Raw genomic sequence first — 16,281 nt, 5'->3', positions numbered from 1 at the left:
GATGGAGACACTAAGTTATTTTTTACCGCAGGTATGGTTCGGTATCTTAGCTCTTTTCCTGTTTCTCTATGTCATGCTGGATGGGTTTGACTTGGGAGTCGGAATTTTATCTCTGACTGCTTCCAACGAAGAACGCCGTGGGATCTTAATGACTAGCTTGAGTAATATTTGGGATGCGAACGAAACTTGGTTAGTTTTGATGGGTGGTAGTTTGTTTGGGGCATTTCCCCTTGCTTATGCCACGATATTAAATGCCCTTTACATTCCCATTTTGTTGATGGTATTTGGGCTGATTTTTCGTGCTGTCGCCTTTGAATTTCGCGAACAAGCCAAACGAAAATTATTTTGGAACTTTGCCTTTGGTGCTGGAAGTTTTCTCGCAGCCTTGGGTCAAGGATTTGCCCTTGGTGGTGTACTCAAAGCAATTAAGGTAGACCAAACAGGCCATTTTATCGGTACAACTTGGGATTGGTTGAGTTGGCAAACTGTACTGGTTGCTTTGACTCTGATTCAAGGCTACGTCCTAATTGGTTCTACTTATTTAGTATGGAAAACCACAGGCGAATTACAGGAAGCCCACTATAAAACTGCGAAGATTGCAGCTGTGACAACTCTCATCGGAGCCATTTTGATTACAATTGGCACTCCGATATTTTACGATTACGCCAGAGAGCGTTTGTTCCATCGGCCGCAGGTGTACATATTTGCTGTGATTCCGGTGTTGGGAGTTTTGTTGATTTCACTATTAATTAGAAGCTTATTTCGCAAAGAAGAAAGAGCGCCTTTGATCTGGACAATTCTGCTGTTTTTGCTGACATTTATAGGGTTAGCAATGGTTGTCTTTCCCTATATCATTCCGACTGAAATCACCATTTATGAAGCTGCTGCTGATCCGAGTGCGCTGGTTTTTATGATTATTTTCATTGGTGCGCTGATCCCCGTAATGTTGTTTTACAATCTCTATCAATACATTGTCTTCCGCGGGAAAATCACTGGCGGTCACTACGGAGAGTAAGTAAATCAGGAAAATGAAAATTTCTTTGTGTCTTTGTGCCTACCGTTCCGGTAGGCGCGTAGCGACTTCTGCAAGTAGCCGCTAGCGCGTCTATGTGGTGAAAAAAAATAATTAATTATTGAAACACCAAGACACAAAGACACCAAGCTTTATTTTTTAATCGCCACCCAACCACCAACCCAAAGTCCTGTATAAAATCTCATTACATCTCCAAAACCAGCTTGCTGTAACAACTCTAATACTCTAGCTTCTGGAATCGGATAAACACCCGTGTTCAGTGATTCTAGCAATGCCGCGATCTTTTCTGGCGGTACTTTCATTTCTTGCCAATATTCTTTGAGAAAAGAAACAGTCCGCTCAAATTCACGAGTGTTTTTTTCACCAAACACGTCTACTAAGATGAAAGCTGCTGATGATTGCAAACGTTGGGCGATACTTTGCAAAAAAGCCAGTTTACTGCCATCATCTGGAATAAAATGCATCACTAAAATAGAAGTTGCCGCATCATATAAAGGATGAGTCGGTAAATCGTAGGTGTATCCCCGAAATAGGATGACTTGCTCAGATAATCCCTGCTGCTGAATTTTTTCTTGGGCAACAGCCAGCATATCAGCAGATGGATCTACACCTAGCATGTGCCAGTTTTGATTACCCTGAGCAAGCTTGACTAACTCCATCCCCGTACCAGCACCGACAATCAACAGATTTGCTTTTTTTGCTAAGTGCGATCGCAAACAAGATAACACCATTGTATGCATGGCATCATAGCCAGGTAGAGCTATTCGCGCCATGTTGTCATATTCATTGCTTGTAACTGGTGGGTTTTTGTCAAAATCTATACTCTGGTTTGACATTTATAGTCCTGTAAGAATTACAAGAGACAAGGAAGATAAAACAATTCAAAATACCTGCACCAAATTGGGACTGCTTTCATATCTGTAAAAATTCAATTTTTGGTAATAACGGATCAGAAACCATAGCCACACCGCCAAAACCCCAACGTTTGAGCAAAGCTTTGAGCTGCAATCCAGGAATAGATTCTACACCAAAACGATTCGCTAATTCTCCAGCGTGCGTGTTGAGATAGCTAAGAGCATCAGAGTATTCGCGAAACATCAAAAGATAACTCACATCTTCTGGGTTGGGACGGGCTGTCAGATAACGACCGTCAGTTTGCGACCTTACCAAATAATAAATTTCGGAAAACATAATTAAACGTCATTGGTCATTGGTCATTGGTCATTGGTCATTGGTCATTGATTAATAAATAGTTACTATTTCTTACAAATGACAAATGACTAATAACAAATAACTAATTTAAATTTTCTAAACGAATACGAGGATCGGCTACTTTAAGTAACAAATCTGCTATTAAATTACCAACTATTAATAACACCGCACCCATGACCAAACTTGCCATTAGTAAATATAAATCTTGATTTTGCACTGCTTGCAAAGTCAATCTTCCTAAACCAGGCCAATTAAAGAAAAATTCGGCAATAAATGCGCCACTTAATAAACCCGCCAATTCAAAACCTAACAAAGTAATTAGGGGGTTGATGGCGTTTCGCAGAGCATGAACGTAAATGACTCGATTTTCTGGTAGTCCTTTGGCGCGAGCCGTTTGGATGTAATCTTGACGTAATACATCCAGTAGTTCACCACGAGTGATGCGTTGCAAGCCAGCAAAGCTAGTGATACTAAGAGCGACGGTGGGTAAAATCATGTGCCAGCCGACATCGAGGATTCTACCAAACCATGTCAAATCGGTGTGATTGATGCTAGTCATCCCACCTACAGGAAATATGGGAGTAGTCAATTGAGCAAAAATCAGCAATAACAAAGCAGTGATGAAACTGGGAAATCCTTGCCCAGCATAGCTAACCACTTGTAAAATCCGGTCTGTCAAGCGATTTTGCTTCACAGCAGCAACGATACCCAAAGGAATAGCGATCGCCCAAGTCACAATTAAAGAAGAAATAGCCAACAATAAAGTTGCTGGAACCCGCTCCCAAATCAGTGATGCTACAGAACGTTGGTAAACAAAACTCGTGCCAAAATCCCCTCTAGTGAGAATGCGCCACAACCAGAGAAAGAATTGCTCTGGCCATGACTTATCCAAACCAAATTGTCGCCTGAGTTGTTCTATTCTCGCTGGATCGATTTTCGGGTTTTGCTGTAGCGTTGATAAGAAATCCCCAGGAGCAAGCTGAATAATAAAAAACGACAAAGCCGACGCCAAAAACAAAGTTAACAGCGCCTGCAATAATCTTTTAATCACATAAAGAAATGTTTCGTTAGTAACTATTCTTACTAGCCCATCTCTAAATGCTTCTGGGGAAATTCTTGTGGTAGTCATTTGAAAATAGTCAAGGGTCAATGGTCAATGGTCAATGGTCAAGGGTCAAGGGTCAATGGTCAAGGGTCAAGGGTCAAGGGTCAATTTGAAATTCTCTGTACTCTGAACAATTGACAATAGACTTTTGACTCTTGACAACTGACTATTTATTAATATTCAACAAGGCTGACAATCGGCACATCTGGCAGATTTTTACGTCCTTGTAAATCTCGTAGCTCGATAATAAACCCAAAGCCTACCAGTTCGCAGCCAATTTTTTCTACTAATTTTGCAGTTGCACCTGCGGTTCCACCTGTGGCAATCAAATCGTCTACAATCAAAACTCGGCTTTGGGGGTGCAAAGCATCTTGGTGTACTTCCAAACAATCTGTACCGTATTCTAGTTCATATTCAATCGAATGTACTGCTGCTGGTAATTTGCCCGGTTTACGGACAGGAATAAAACCAGCTCCCAATTGATAAGCCAGAGGTGTACCAAACATGAAACCCCGCGACTCCATTCCGATGACGTAATCTGCTTTCAGTCCGGCTTCTAGAATTCTTTGTGTAAACAAGTCTATGGTGTGGCGCAGCCCCTGGGGATCACGCAGTAGTGTGGTGATATCCCGAAATAAAATTCCGGGTTTAGGAAAATCTGGAATATCACGAATCAGAGACCTTAGATCCATAAGTGAAGAAAGATAGCGTAGATGAAGGTGGGTAAGAAGGCAAAAGGGAAGAAGGAAATAATGCTTGTTGGCATGAAATCACAGCCTTTATTCTTACTGATTTCCTTTACCTTCTTAATTAGCCCAATTTTGCCGACGGAAATACATCGATCAGTGAGGGCAGATACCTGAAAAATCGTACACTATTATGTCGTACGCTTGGAAATATTCACAAACACCATCCATTGACGATTACCAGAAACTACACCAAGCTAAGGATTAAATGATACTAAGTAAACTATAAGAAACAATTGTGCTTGGAAAACTTGCATTTTGTGTATGCGGAAAACTTTAAATAGAAGGGGTAAGTTAATGTATATATCGAGCGACTATGCCCTGATCACAACCAAACACATGCCAATTTGGCTATATATCTTAAATTAGTTTTACCGACTCTGTTGCAGCTGCACAAGGTATTTATAATGAATGTCTCCGCTAGTTTAACGCCATATAACAGCCCTATTCCCCAGTCACCGCCGATGATTTTGGATACTCTACCTGATCCTGCTATTGAGGGACAGGCTTCTTGCCCCCGTAAAACTAGGGTGCAAATAGACTTGATTTTATTGGCCATTGAAGCTTTAGAACTTGGTAGTTCAGAAGCCATTTTGTCATTTGCACAAGAGTTGGAATTGAAAGGAATTATTAAAGACAGGGTGAATTTGTGGCGAATGCGTAGCACTAATCCCCTCAGAAGAGCGCATATCCGCCGCTCTTTGACAATTACGGAGGCCAAAGCCTTAGTGGTAATTGCTTGTTATTTAGCACGGCGCTTGACAGTTGTAATTCGTCAGTTGCTCATGATATACCAGCAACTGGATGAAAAGCAGATTCCACTCGAACAAAATTTACGATTGTCTAATTACCTAGAACGGTTTAGAGCACATTTTAAAAGCCGGATGAATCCACGCCGTTCTGGAGTCATGGCATTAAATTCAGATGAAAAATTAGATGAGTTGGCTATAGATTTGCTGGGTAAATTACTATTTTGTACAGGTACGGCTGGAATGCAGCGCTTCTGGATTAGTCTTTTTGACGGTGAAGTGGAATGAATATTCAACGTAAGTATAGTTTACCAAATTGCACGTTAGTTCTAGAGGGTTTAAGTGATGCTACAAGGGCTGCACAATTTCAGGAACTGCGCCCAGCACTATCGATATTGGTAAATGCAGAATGTTATTTATCAGGTTATGGTCAACCACTATCGGGTGGTAGGGAATTTTTTGAAAGTTTGGTGAGAGCGGTTAGTGCTTATGCTCAAGAATTTTTGAGTAGCGTTTCTCACCCCCAAGCGCACAATTTTGATTCTGAATTGGTGCAAATGCAAAAGCTGGAGTACAATCGACATCGATTGATTGTACATTCAGAAATTCCTAATGGGCAAATATTACAGCCTAATTATGTTCATGATGGCAAGCAGCCAGTTCAAATAGATTTAAATACAGTACAGTTATTTGATTTGGTAGAAGCCGTTGATCAATTTTTTGCTGATACCCAAACTTTACCGGAGCTATCGTTAGAATTACAACCAGTTCCGAGACGTTATGGCTCTGGTAGTGAAGGTTTGGTTAAGCAGGTAGTACCAGCTAGTGTCGGGGTAACTAGTTTGGCAGCTGCGGCGATCGCTTTTGCCATGATACCACCTCCCCCTCCACCACAAACAACTACACAGCAACAATCTGACTCAACCGCCTTAAGTGTCACTCCGTCAACACCAGCTGCTAATCCAGAAGCGACTAATACTCCTTCGCCAAATGCCAATCAACTAATAGCGACAAATCCCACCTCCGGTGTGAATGCACAAATAGCAGCGACCCCCGAATTTACCCCGACTCCAACTGTCAATCCACAAATAGCAGCGACCCCCGAATTTACCCCGACTCCAGCTGTTAATGAACAGATTGCAGCAACTCCCGAATTTACTCCTACACCCACTTCTACAACTGTTGCTAACTCCACACCGAATTCAACATCTGTAGTTAATCAAAATTTAGAAGCACTTTTAACTAGTGTTCCTGAAATCACAGATGCGTCTCAGTTACGTGCCTTAAATCGGCAAGTTTATAACCAAATTCACCCCAACTGGAAAAATCGCCAAGGACTGAAGGAAGATTTAGTCTTTCGTGTAGGTGTAGCAGCAGATGGCGCGATCGTTGGTTACAAAGCTGTCAATCCAGAGGCAAATCAAGCAGTAAATCAAACTCCTCTACCAAATTTAATTTACAATCCTGCTGTTCGCCCTCCAATTACCAACGAACCAATCGCTCAATATCGAGTCGTCTTCACTAGAGATGGCGTACTGCAAGTTAGTCCTTGGCGTGGTTACACCACCAAACCGGATGTCATCGGAGCTAAAATTTCTGATGCTAATCAAGTTAAACAGTTAAATCAACAACTGTATGATGGTATTCGCCAAAATTGGCATGGTAAACCCAGCTATACCATCGATTTAAAGTATCGTGTGGCAGTCAACAAAGATGGCCTTATTACTGATTATGAACCACTCAACCAAGTAGCCTTTGATTACTTTCGAGAAACACCCCTGCCACAAATGTTCCAGTCATCTAACTCCTCAAATCAATCAGTGTCAATAAATAAAGAACCTCTGGCTCATTTCCAAGTCATCTTTCAGCCAACTGGGAAGTTAGAAATTACACCTTGGCAAGGGTATCAGTGAGTTGGGGATCGGGGATCGGGGATCGGGAATCGGGGATCGGGGATCGGGGATTAGTTATTCTTCCTGCTCCCTGCTCCCTGCTCCCTTATCTCCCTTGTCTCCCTTGTCTCCCTTGTCTCCCTTGTCTCCCGCCCTCCGATCCCCGATCTCTATCTAACGACTCTACCCATATAATTCCCCCACAATTGGGCAGCTTGAGCGCTACTACCAGATGTCGGGGAATTGTTGTCGTTGCCTAGCCAAATACCAGTTACTAGTTGGCGACTAGAAATATAACCAATAAACCATAAGTCAACATTGCTGTTGGTTGTACCAGTTTTCCCAGATACTGCGAAATCACCGATCGCAGCGCGGCCACCAGTACCATTTGTGACTACTCCTCGGAGTAAGCGATTCATAGTATCGGCGATATCGTTTCGCAGTACGCTTTTGTTAGCTTCGGCATCCTTATCAAAGGCGTAAATTACACGGCAAGTTTTTAAATCTTTGCGATCGCGACAATCACTACTATCTAAAATACGGCTAATTGCATGGGGACGGTTCCAGACACCGCGATTACTTATAGCCCCAAAAGCACCAGTCATTTCCAAAACATTGACTTCGCTTTGTCCTAACACTAATCCTGGTACTGGATCTAAATTTGATTTGACTCCCAAACGCTTTGCCATCTCTAGTACTCTATTTAGCCCAATTTGTCTAGCAACTCGTAGGGCGATAGGGTTTTCAGATTGGGCAAGTCCAGTAGCAATACTTAAACTCACATCAGAACCTGCTCGACAAGGTTTATAGGTAAAACCCTGCCAATTTAAGGGAGAGCAGGAATAACTTGTAGCGGGTGAAATTCCTTGTTCGATGGCTGCGGCGTAAGCAAAGACTTTAAAGGTGGAACCAGGTTGTCTTTTAGCCTGATAAGCCCGATTGAACTGGCTAGTTCTATAATCTGTACCACCTACCATTGCTCGGATACCGCCAGTACTGGAATCTAGGGTAACTATTGCTCCTTCGGAAAAGTTAAAATTGCTCCCAGCGTTGTTAACATAGTTACGCAACGAAGCTTCAGCCTGTTGTTGCATCCCGATGTCTAGCTGAGTTTCGATAATAAAGTTACCTTCACCCGCTAAGTCTTTTCCCAAGATGGATTCCAGTTCTTGGAAAATGTAGCTGTAGAAATACGGCGCGATAGTTTTTGCTTGCTGTTGACAGACTTTCGGGCTGACATCTACAGGCGATCGTCTGGCTCGATTATAATCATCTTGCTTGATTTTACCCGCTTCAAGCATCCGCCGTAGAACGCGGTTACGATACTCTATAATGCGTGTTCTACTTTGATTATCGCCACAGAAATTAAAACTGTTAGGTCCAGGCAAAATACCCACTAAAGTCGCAGATTCAGCCAATGTTAATTCTTTGGCTGACTTATCAAAGTAATACCGTGCAGCATCTTCAAACCCAGAAGTATCAGCCCCTAAAAATACTCGGTTTAAATAAGTCAATAAAATCTGGTCTTTGCTGTAAAAGGTTTCTAATTTTAGAGAAACGATCGCCTCTCGTACTTTGCGGCCAAGAGAATCTTGTCTACCTACATAATCACGGAACAAACTGCGAGCGACTTGCTGGGTAACTGTACTAGCACCTTGTTGTACATCACCACTGCGAGTATTGATCAGGACGGCTCGGAGAATCCCATAGGGATCTACGCCAAAATGCCAGTAGTAACGGCTATCTTCAGAAGCAACTACCGCCGACGGCAAATACGGCCCGAAATCTTTGAGTCCTTTCATGTCTACATGAGCAGTATTCCTTGGCTCACGTAGCGGTGTTTCCCCATCACCTGCATATACAACCACAGGAGCGCGAGTTGGGTTAGGTAGAGGTCTAACACGAAATCTTAGCGATTCAGCACCAATCACTAGCACTGTCAGAGCGCTAACACCACCAATCCCGTAAGCAGTCCAAGTTGCGGCTTTGACATACCAAGGGGGTGGATCAACGTATTGTAGCTTCACTGAAGCAGCCAGTTCTGGCGGTCCCAAGGTGAGGACATCACCATGACGCAATTCTAGGGATGTGAGCCGACGCTTGCCACGATAAATGCCATTTGTGGAATTTTCATCTTTGATGACAAAAATAGGTTGCCGTTGAGTAGAATCCCGCGACAGTGACAAGTGAATTTGGCTGACAACCGGGTTGCGGACGACGATATCGCAGGATTTGGAACTGCGACCTAGCATATAGCGATCGCCCAATAGCGGATACACTTCTGCCTTATCCGCCCCTGCATCCTGCACCCAGAGTTCTGGTACTCTGGCATTAGGCTTAAGTGCTAGTTTGGAAAAATCAACCCGAGCTTGAATTGTTTGTACTGCTTGCGTTATCTGACCAAGCAATGTTTGTGGCTTTTGAGGGGGTTGGGGGGAACTCATCGGCTAAAGAAACCACGGATATTACTGAAAAATCGGCGAACTGCCATCTTGATGTTTGTATTCCACCATTGTACTCATAACGTTACAAGGACGTTAGCAGCACAGAGTGGTTCCCGATTTTTATTGACATCAAGATAATATATATCAATATGACTTTAAACGTTAGTTTTTTTACATGTTGATGTAGTCAAGAACTTTCCTCTTGGTTCTACTCGGTTTTATCTTTAAATAGCCTATTTGCTTGGATGTCAACAATTTGAGCTTGGGTTTGTAGTATTTATTTCTACTAAAAATTTTATTATTGCAATGATTTAATTTTTACATCCCAAAAACAGAATACATATAAATGTTCAAAAAACATCTACTTTTAGGAAGATTTTATAAAACCTATTGTTTGATTTAATGGGCCGAGTATTCTTTGAAGGTGTTGAGGTTAAGTAATATGAAGGGGAAATTTATTACCCTGACAGGCGCGGCCCTGACTGTGGCATTAACCAGCAATATTGCTGCTGCCCAAATCACCAAATTTCCTGAACTAAGCCAACAGAATCAAGAAACCACAACCTCACCCCCAGAAATTAAACTTTCACCAGAGGGGAAGAAGATTCTGTGTGAATATTTTCCATTAAATTCCCGTTGTCAGGGAGCATCGAGCGGCACTACAACACCGGATAGTACAACTCCGGCTCCTGAGAGTACAACTCCGGCTCCTGAAGGCACAACTCCAGCACCGGATAGCACCACAACTCCGGACAGCACAACTCCGGATAGCACCACAACTCCAGCACCGGACAGCACAACTCCGGATAGCACCACAACTCCAGCACCGGACAGCACAACTCCAGCACCGGACAGCACAACTCCGGCACCGGACAGCATAACTCCAGCACCGGACAGCACAACTCCGGCACCGGACAGCATAACTCCAGCACCGAACAGCACAACTCCGGATAATACAACTTCACCATCTGACTCTAGCAATCCAACTCAGATCACTCCAGCACCGGATAGCGTAACTCCAGCACCGGATAGCACCACAACTCCAGCACCATAATGGTACTGGTACTGGTCAATAATCATAAAGATCAGGCTTCACCTTGTTTATGAGATGATTCTGATACAGGTTTCTTAGTTTTTGACGTGTTTAAAAATTTGCCGCTTTTTTAAGACAACAAGAGGCTATTCTACATAGCCTCTTGTTTGTGTATTTTGGGATGTGTGTCGTGTGGAGGAGGAAATGAAAATGAGGTGCGATCGCAACCAATGTATTTCTCCTACACCCTTTTTTGATAAAATTTACCTGCGACTAGAGGTTGGCGTTTTTTGAAAAGTGGCAATCAACAAACAAACAATACCAATATTAATAAACACATCTGCCAGATTAAAAACAGGAAAGTTAATCAGTCGAAAGTCTAGGAAATCAACAACATAACCTAAAGCAAAGCGGTCTATACCATTACCCATAGCGCCACCCAATATTAAACCATAACCCCATTGCTCCCAACGGTTTAAGTTTGGGCCCAACCATGCCAAAGCTATTAGTGCTAAACTCACTCCCAAAGATAGCCAGCGTAACCACTCTACTTTTCCTGATAGCAAGCTAAAAGCTGCACCAGTATTAGTCACATATGTTAAGTGAAATATACCAGGTAACAGTGGCAATGTTTGTTTCAAGCTAAAGGTTTGTACCACCCAATATTTTGTGATTTGGTCTAAAAAAAAAGCGATAAAGCCAGTAATCCAGAAGAATTTATTTTTAAAACGCATGGCAAAATAAGTAAGTCGGCACAGATAAAGCTAACTAGTTGGGATTGTTATTTGTCATTGGTCATTGGTCATTTGTAATTGGTCATTGATAAAGCTTTTAGACATGGTTACTTTTAGTAACATAATTTATGTTTATTCCCGCCGACTTACTGAGTCAAGAATTATTAGTCATTAGTTTTGACCAATGACACTTGACCAATGACTAATAAAACATTAAGTGACGTAGCACATACGCTATGACAGTGACAGCACAAATCACAGCTAGTTGTCCTGGTAGTGCAAACCAAGAATATCTGAGGATTGCTTGCATCAGGGTCAGATTTTCTGTGCCTTGTAACTGTAAAACATAGCTGAGAATCAAATAACTAATACCGCAGACGTGAACAGTTAACAAGCCACAAATACAACTAAATGCTAGTGCTTCCAGTCGAGGTCTGGCTTTAAAGGCAAAAAAGCCACAAATCCAAGCTCCTGGAATAAAGCCTAGTAAATAACCAAACTGTGATAGCTTAACATAGCCAAGACCACCGCCACTAGCAAATACGGGTAATAAAGTTAGCCCCATCACCAAATACGCTATTTGTGAAATGGCGCCAGCATTTTTGCCGCCTAAACATCCAACAAGTAGCACACCGCCGATTTGAAAAGTGACACCCAAGGAAAAAGTATGAATTCCGTGCTTACTCCAACTCCAAGGTAAGGTGGTAATATTTGCTTCTAGGAAGGTACCACCCATAGTTAGCAGTAAGCCAATCATAGACCATAACAACTGATTGGACGCGGCTAACATTTACAATACACTCGTGCAAATTCTCATGTAAAAGCAAAATAACTAATAATAGGTTATTCGATTTTGGATTTTGGATTACTCTGTCGAGTAGACACGGAGTGGCTACTTGCACGCCTGTCGCTAACGCGCCTACCTTTGGTAGGCGCACTTTGTGCGTCTATGGATTTTGGATTGACCCTGCTTGGGATTATTGCTCATTTTTCTGTAAATGCTATATTTTATCCTTTTTTTGAGAAATTATGATTATAGTTTAACCAAGCGATCGCGCTTTGATTTAAAGCTAGTAGCCAATAGCCTGAAACGACATAATCCTTGGGTCTTTAACCTTCTCTTTACCAAAAAGCTATATCATCATAGGGGTTTAGCTGGAAAAATTAAGATCAAACATCATAAATCCATGCTTTCCCGTACGTCAGTAATTCATAAATCTCGCCTAACGAGAACTATTTCGGTATTAGCATTAACAGTTAGCCTAGCTGCTTGCGGTGGACAGGAAGCTCAAAACAACACTTCCACTGGTGATGCAACTCCTGGTGCTGCGACTGATACAACTGCTTCGAGTCCTGCAAAATTGGATCTTGGTGGAAAAGTATCTTTGACTGGAGCCGGTGCAACTTTTCCAGCACCACTGTACAGTCGTTGGTTTTTTGATTTAAACAAAAAGTATCCTGATCTGCAAGTTAACTATCAGTCTGTTGGTAGCGGTGCTGGGGTTGAGCAATTTACTCAAGGTACTGTAGACTTTGGCGCCAGCGACGTCGCAATGAAGGATGAAGAAATCCAAAAAGTGGCGGCTGATAAAGGCGTCCTCATGTTACCCATGACTGCTGGTAGCATTGTGCTAGCTTACAACTTAGCAGATGTTCCAGACTTAAAGCTTCCACGAGCAGTTTACACTGATATTCTTCTAGGCAAAATCAAGTCTTGGAACGATCCGAAAATCACTGCTGCGAACCCAGGTGCAAAGCTTCCTAACGAACCAATTACAGTAATTTATCGTTCTGACGGTAGTGGTACTACAGGTGTATTTACAAAACACCTCAGCGCCGTTAGCCCAGAATGGAAGAGTAAAGTAGGTGACGGTAAAACTGTCAACTGGCCTGTAGGGGTTGGTGCTAAAGGTAACGAAGGTGTGACTGCTCAAATCACACAAACTCCAGGCTCGATTGGTTACATAGAGTATGGCTACGCCAAACAAAATAATCTCAAGTTTGCTGCTTTGGAAAATAAAGCAGGTAAATTTGTTGTTCCCAATGATGAATCAGCAGCGAAAACCCTAGAAGCAGTTACTTTACCCGAAAATCTCCGCGCCTTCATCACAGATCCAGAAGGAGATGCTTCTTATCCCGTCGTCACCTACACTTGGCTCTTGGTTCACAAAAAATATCCTGAACCAGCAAAAGCCAAAGCGATTGAAGCAATGGTTGAATACGGCTTGACAGAAGGTCAGAAAAATGCTAAGGAGTTGGGTTACGTTCCTCTACCTGCAAATGTAGTTCAAAAAGTAGCTGCGGCTGCGGATGCGATTAGCCCTGACTATAAAATTGCCGTAGGTTCAAGCAATGATGCCAGCGCCAGTAAATAATATTTAGTCATTTGTCATTTGTGATCAGTACTTAGACAGAATTAATTACACAGATTGTTGTACTGTCAAGAGTTCCCTATTATCTGTTAAAAGTCTCCACAAACGAATTTAATTTTGTCCAAATACTTAAATCAATGACAAGTGACTAATCACTAATAACTAGCATGGTTCGCTCTCACTTTTTGAACCGTTGACGGGTAAAGTCATTCATGAATACATCTGCCCAAGGTAACAAGTTTACAGTTAAACCACGTTCTGAATTTGAAAAGTCCCTAGATAAAGGCTTTATTTGGATAACACGAATATTTGCTCTGGCGATCGCTGCTATTTTGTTGTGGATAGCCATACAGGTTGGTATTGAGTCTATACCTGCGATCAAAGAATTTGGTTTAGTCCGCTTTTTAACAGCAAGTACCTGGAATCCTGTTAATAATGTATACGGTGTACTGCCGCAAATTTACGGAACATTAGTTAGCGCATTTATCGGTCTATTACTAGCTGTACCTATTGGAGTTGGCACGGCTATACTTTTAAGCGAAAATTGGCTACCATTATCTGTACGTACAGTCTTGGTGTTTCTGGTAGAACTTTTAGCAGCAATTCCCAGTGTAGTGTATGGTATCTGGGGAATTTTTGTCTTGATTCCTCCCCTTACTGCTCTGGGAAAATGGCTTCATAGTTCCTTTGGTTGGCTACCAATTTTTAGTACTGTTCCCACAGGCCCATCAATGTTTCCGGCGGGAATCATCTTAGGTATTATGACTTTGCCAATTATTACAGCAATTTCTCGCGATGCGTTAATTTCTGTACCCTCTAGTTTGCGTCAAGCAGCTCTAGGACTGGGAGCAACCCGTTGGGAAGCACTGTTCAAAGTAATTTTACCTACTGCTTTCTCTGGAATCGTCAGCGCCGTAATGCTGGCTTTAGGTCGGGCCATGGGAGAAACAATGGCTGTAACAATGTTGATTGGTAACTCGAACAGAATTAGCCCTTCATTGTTTGCACCAGCTAACACCATTTCTTCTTTACTCGCAAACCAATTTGCTGAAGCAAGCGGTCTGCAAATATCTGCTCTGATGTACGCTGCTTTGATTCTGTTTGTTTTAACTCTGATAGTAAATGTTTTGGCTGAGTTCATAGTCATGCGAGTCAATCGACTGTAGACTTTAGCATTTTTGTGTTTTGAAGTGTGTTGAAAAATGGCTTATACAGACAAATCTCAAAGTGGATCGCTCCGCAGTAGTCTGGCTCGTTCGTCGTCACCCCGAACGATATTCAACACTGTGATGACAGCCATCGCATTTATATGCGGAATATTGGCATTAATACCTTTAATCGCAGTACTTTCTTACGTCATCATTCAAGGCTTTGCTAGTCTGCGACCAAGTTTGTTTACGGAATTACCACCACCACCATTGGCGCCAGGAGGGGGTTTTGGTAATGCCATCATTGGTACAATCATCATGGTAGGCATTGGTGCTTTGATTAGCATCCCCATAGGTGTTCTGGCTGCTGTTTATTTGACTGAGTTTAGCTCTGGGAAAATTGCTCGTTGGGTGCGCTTTTCTACAAATATTCTCAGTGGTGTCCCTTCAATTATTGCGGGGGTGTTTGCTTACGGTATTGTGGTAGTGACCATTGGCTCGTTTTCCGCTTTTGCTGGAGGAGTAGCGCTGTCAGTATTGATGCTGCCTATAATTGTAAAGACTACAGACGAAGCCTTACAATTGGTATCAGATGATTTGCGCCAAGCTGCAACTGGTTTAGGAGCAACAAACTATCAAAAAGTAGTGTGGGTAATTTTACCAGCAGCTTTACCAGCAATTGTTACAGGTTCAACACTAGCGATCGCACGAGCCGCAGGTGAAACCGCACCACTATTATTCACCGCTTTATTTTCTCAGTATTGGTTTGATGGTTTGTTTAAACCCACAGCTTCCCTTGCAGTTTTAGTTTATAACTTCGCGATCGCTCCTTATAAAAACTGGCAGGCGATGGCTTGGGCTGCATCTCTAATTTTGGTGTTGATGGTGCTGCTTACGAGTATTATTGCTCGTTTGGCAACTCATCGCAAAAAATACACATGATGCCATCTATTACCACATCTTTATTAAATAGTCAAGTTAGCAATTCTAGTATTTATGGTAACAAACGTAAGCACCGCCAACCAAACAGATACTGTTTTACGGGCCGAGGGTCTTAATATCTATTACGGTAGCTTTTTAGCAGTACGTGATGTCTGGATGGATGTTCACAAGAATCGCGTTACAGCCTTTATTGGTCCATCTGGATGTGGTAAAAGTACTTTACTTAGATGTTACAACCGCCTCAATGATCTCATTGAATCATTTCGGGCAGAAGGTAAAGTTTTTTACTATGGCGAAAACCTCTATGCACCCCAGGTTGACCCTGTAGAAGTGCGCCGTAAAATCGGAATGGTGTTTCAAAGACCAAACCCTTTCCCAAAATCGATTTATGACAATATTGCTTTTGGACCGAGACTCAACGGTTACAAAGGAGACATGGATGAATTGGTCGAGCGATCGCTCAAACAAGCTGCTTTGTGGGAAGATGTGAAAGACAAACTCAAGCAAAGTGGTTTATCTTTGTCTGGTGGTCAACAACAGCGTTTGTGTATTGCTCGTGCGATCGCTGTTCAACCAGATGTCATCTTAATGGATGAACCTTGTTCGGCGCTTGACCCTATTTCTACCCTGCAAGTTGAAGAACTAATCCACGAACTTAAACAACGCTATACCGTGGTGATTGTAACTCACAACATGCAACAAGCTTCCCGTGTGTCGGATATGACAGCCTTTTTCAACGTCCAGACATCAGAAAAAGGTGGTCGGACTGGCTATTTGGTAGAATTTGACCGCACCGAGGCAATTTTCCAAAATCCTCAACAAGAAGCCACTAAGGAATACGTGAGCGGTAAGTTCGGTTAAAAAATTGTAC

The 16,281-nt window shown here is 42.4% G+C and carries 15 protein-coding genes; 8 read left to right on the top strand and 7 right to left on the bottom strand.

The window, feature by feature from the left end:
• Position 1: 1 nt before the first annotated feature.
• Positions 2-1,015 carry a cytochrome d ubiquinol oxidase subunit II gene (gene cydB, locus ACE1AT_RS14855; protein ID WP_374869573.1) on the top strand — a complete coding sequence of 338 codons (1,014 nt, stop codon included), beginning with the start codon at positions 2-4 and terminating at the stop codon, positions 1,013-1,015.
• 149 nt (positions 1,016-1,164) lie between these two features.
• Here the strand turns inward: cydB and ACE1AT_RS14850 are convergent, their stop codons facing one another.
• The 4 genes from ACE1AT_RS14850 to ACE1AT_RS14835 all read right to left on the bottom strand — a co-directional run bounded on the left by ACE1AT_RS14850 (position 1,165) and on the right by ACE1AT_RS14835 (position 4,042).
• A complete protein-coding gene (locus ACE1AT_RS14850) occupies positions 1,165-1,869 on the bottom strand; it encodes a class I SAM-dependent methyltransferase (RefSeq protein WP_374869571.1) in 705 nt (234 codons plus the stop codon).
• Between the two features lie 76 nt (positions 1,870-1,945).
• Positions 1,946-2,224, bottom strand: coding sequence for a hypothetical protein (locus ACE1AT_RS14845; protein ID WP_374869569.1), 279 nt, complete (start codon positions 2,222-2,224; stop codon positions 1,946-1,948).
• 103 nt (positions 2,225-2,327) lie between these two features.
• Positions 2,328-3,374, bottom strand: a complete 1,047-nt coding sequence (locus ACE1AT_RS14840) for an ABC transporter permease (protein ID WP_374869567.1) — start codon at positions 3,372-3,374, stop codon at positions 2,328-2,330.
• Positions 3,375-3,523: 149 nt separating this feature from the next.
• A complete protein-coding gene (locus tag ACE1AT_RS14835) occupies positions 3,524-4,042 on the bottom strand; it encodes an adenine phosphoribosyltransferase (RefSeq protein WP_374869565.1) in 519 nt (172 codons plus the stop codon).
• A gap of 461 nt (positions 4,043-4,503) precedes the next feature.
• Here ACE1AT_RS14835 and ACE1AT_RS14830 point away from each other — a divergent pair, with 461 nt between their 5' ends.
• Both ACE1AT_RS14830 and ACE1AT_RS14825 read left to right on the top strand, forming a co-directional pair.
• Positions 4,504-5,133, top strand: a complete 630-nt coding sequence (locus tag ACE1AT_RS14830; protein WP_026086637.1) for a DUF3038 domain-containing protein — start codon at positions 4,504-4,506, stop codon at positions 5,131-5,133.
• Positions 5,130-6,758, top strand: coding sequence for a DUF4335 domain-containing protein (locus ACE1AT_RS14825; RefSeq protein WP_374869563.1), 1,629 nt, complete (start codon positions 5,130-5,132; stop codon positions 6,756-6,758). The genes ACE1AT_RS14830 and ACE1AT_RS14825 overlap by 4 nt, the downstream gene beginning before the upstream one ends.
• 149 nt (positions 6,759-6,907) lie before the next feature.
• Here the strand turns inward: ACE1AT_RS14825 and ACE1AT_RS14820 are convergent, their stop codons facing one another.
• Positions 6,908-9,181: a transglycosylase domain-containing protein gene (locus ACE1AT_RS14820; protein WP_374869561.1), complete on the bottom strand. Its 2,274-nt coding sequence runs from the start codon at positions 9,179-9,181 to the stop codon at positions 6,908-6,910.
• A 442-nt stretch (positions 9,182-9,623) separates the two neighbouring features.
• Here ACE1AT_RS14820 and ACE1AT_RS14815 point away from each other — a divergent pair, with 442 nt between their 5' ends.
• A complete protein-coding gene (locus ACE1AT_RS14815; RefSeq protein ID WP_374869559.1) occupies positions 9,624-10,235 on the top strand; it encodes a hypothetical protein in 612 nt (203 codons plus the stop codon).
• 242 nt (positions 10,236-10,477) lie between these two features.
• Here the strand turns inward: ACE1AT_RS14815 and lspA are convergent, their stop codons facing one another.
• Both lspA and ACE1AT_RS14805 read right to left on the bottom strand, forming a co-directional pair.
• Positions 10,478-10,948: a signal peptidase II gene (gene lspA, locus ACE1AT_RS14810; protein WP_374869557.1), complete on the bottom strand. Its 471-nt coding sequence runs from the start codon at positions 10,946-10,948 to the stop codon at positions 10,478-10,480.
• Positions 10,949-11,150: 202 nt separating this feature from the next.
• Entirely contained in the window at positions 11,151-11,738 is a 588-nt protein-coding gene (locus ACE1AT_RS14805) for a biotin transporter BioY (RefSeq protein ID WP_374869555.1), read from the bottom strand.
• 397 nt (positions 11,739-12,135) lie between these two features.
• Between ACE1AT_RS14805 and pstS the strand changes: the two genes are divergently transcribed.
• The 4 genes from pstS (at position 12,136) to pstB (ending at position 16,271) form a co-directional block, all read left to right on the top strand.
• Positions 12,136-13,323, top strand: coding sequence for a phosphate ABC transporter substrate-binding protein PstS (pstS, locus tag ACE1AT_RS14800; RefSeq protein WP_374869553.1), 1,188 nt, complete (start codon positions 12,136-12,138; stop codon positions 13,321-13,323).
• Positions 13,324-13,532: 209 nt separating this feature from the next.
• Positions 13,533-14,486, top strand: a complete 954-nt coding sequence (gene pstC / locus ACE1AT_RS14795; protein WP_374869551.1) for a phosphate ABC transporter permease subunit PstC — start codon at positions 13,533-13,535, stop codon at positions 14,484-14,486.
• A gap of 123 nt (positions 14,487-14,609) precedes the next feature.
• Positions 14,610-15,410: a phosphate ABC transporter permease PstA gene (pstA, locus tag ACE1AT_RS14790; RefSeq protein ID WP_374869769.1), complete on the top strand. Its 801-nt coding sequence runs from the start codon at positions 14,610-14,612 to the stop codon at positions 15,408-15,410.
• Between the two features lie 54 nt (positions 15,411-15,464).
• Positions 15,465-16,271, top strand: a complete 807-nt coding sequence (gene pstB, locus ACE1AT_RS14785) for a phosphate ABC transporter ATP-binding protein PstB (RefSeq protein WP_374869549.1) — start codon at positions 15,465-15,467, stop codon at positions 16,269-16,271.
• Positions 16,272-16,281 lie beyond the last annotated feature (10 nt).

The organism is Pelatocladus sp. BLCC-F211 (genome assembly GCF_041928655.1).
Lineage (GTDB): Bacteria > Cyanobacteriota > Cyanobacteriia > Cyanobacteriales > Nostocaceae > Pelatocladus.
The sequence above is the reverse complement of the archived record's forward strand: the minus strand, read 5'-3'. Positions and strand labels throughout refer to the sequence as shown.

What these genes read in the sequence shown, in the direction of transcription:
- ACE1AT_RS14805 (WP_374869555.1), bottom strand. Translation starts at nt 11,738, where the DNA reads ATGTTAGCCGCGTCCAATCAGTTGTTATGGTCTATGATTGGCTTACTG.
- ACE1AT_RS14845 (WP_374869569.1), bottom strand. Translation starts at nt 2,224, where the DNA reads ATGTTTTCCGAAATTTATTATTTGGTAAGGTCGCAAACTGACGGTCGT.
- ACE1AT_RS14815 (WP_374869559.1), top strand. Translation starts at nt 9,624, where the DNA reads ATGAAGGGGAAATTTATTACCCTGACAGGCGCGGCCCTGACTGTGGCA.
- ACE1AT_RS14840 (WP_374869567.1), bottom strand. Translation starts at nt 3,374, where the DNA reads ATGACTACCACAAGAATTTCCCCAGAAGCATTTAGAGATGGGCTAGTA.
- cydB (WP_374869573.1), top strand. Translation starts at nt 2, where the DNA reads ATGGAGACACTAAGTTATTTTTTACCGCAGGTATGGTTCGGTATCTTA.
- ACE1AT_RS14835 (WP_374869565.1), bottom strand. Translation starts at nt 4,042, where the DNA reads ATGGATCTAAGGTCTCTGATTCGTGATATTCCAGATTTTCCTAAACCC.
- pstB (WP_374869549.1), top strand. Translation starts at nt 15,465, where the DNA reads ATGGTAACAAACGTAAGCACCGCCAACCAAACAGATACTGTTTTACGG.
- ACE1AT_RS14830 (WP_026086637.1), top strand. Translation starts at nt 4,504, where the DNA reads ATGAATGTCTCCGCTAGTTTAACGCCATATAACAGCCCTATTCCCCAG.
- pstS (WP_374869553.1), top strand. Translation starts at nt 12,136, where the DNA reads ATGCTTTCCCGTACGTCAGTAATTCATAAATCTCGCCTAACGAGAACT.
- pstA (WP_374869769.1), top strand. Translation starts at nt 14,610, where the DNA reads ATGACAGCCATCGCATTTATATGCGGAATATTGGCATTAATACCTTTA.
- ACE1AT_RS14825 (WP_374869563.1), top strand. Translation starts at nt 5,130, where the DNA reads ATGAATATTCAACGTAAGTATAGTTTACCAAATTGCACGTTAGTTCTA.
- lspA (WP_374869557.1), bottom strand. Translation starts at nt 10,948, where the DNA reads ATGCGTTTTAAAAATAAATTCTTCTGGATTACTGGCTTTATCGCTTTT.
- pstC (WP_374869551.1), top strand. Translation starts at nt 13,533, where the DNA reads ATGAATACATCTGCCCAAGGTAACAAGTTTACAGTTAAACCACGTTCT.
- ACE1AT_RS14820 (WP_374869561.1), bottom strand. Translation starts at nt 9,181, where the DNA reads ATGAGTTCCCCCCAACCCCCTCAAAAGCCACAAACATTGCTTGGTCAG.
- ACE1AT_RS14850 (WP_374869571.1), bottom strand. Translation starts at nt 1,869, where the DNA reads ATGTCAAACCAGAGTATAGATTTTGACAAAAACCCACCAGTTACAAGC.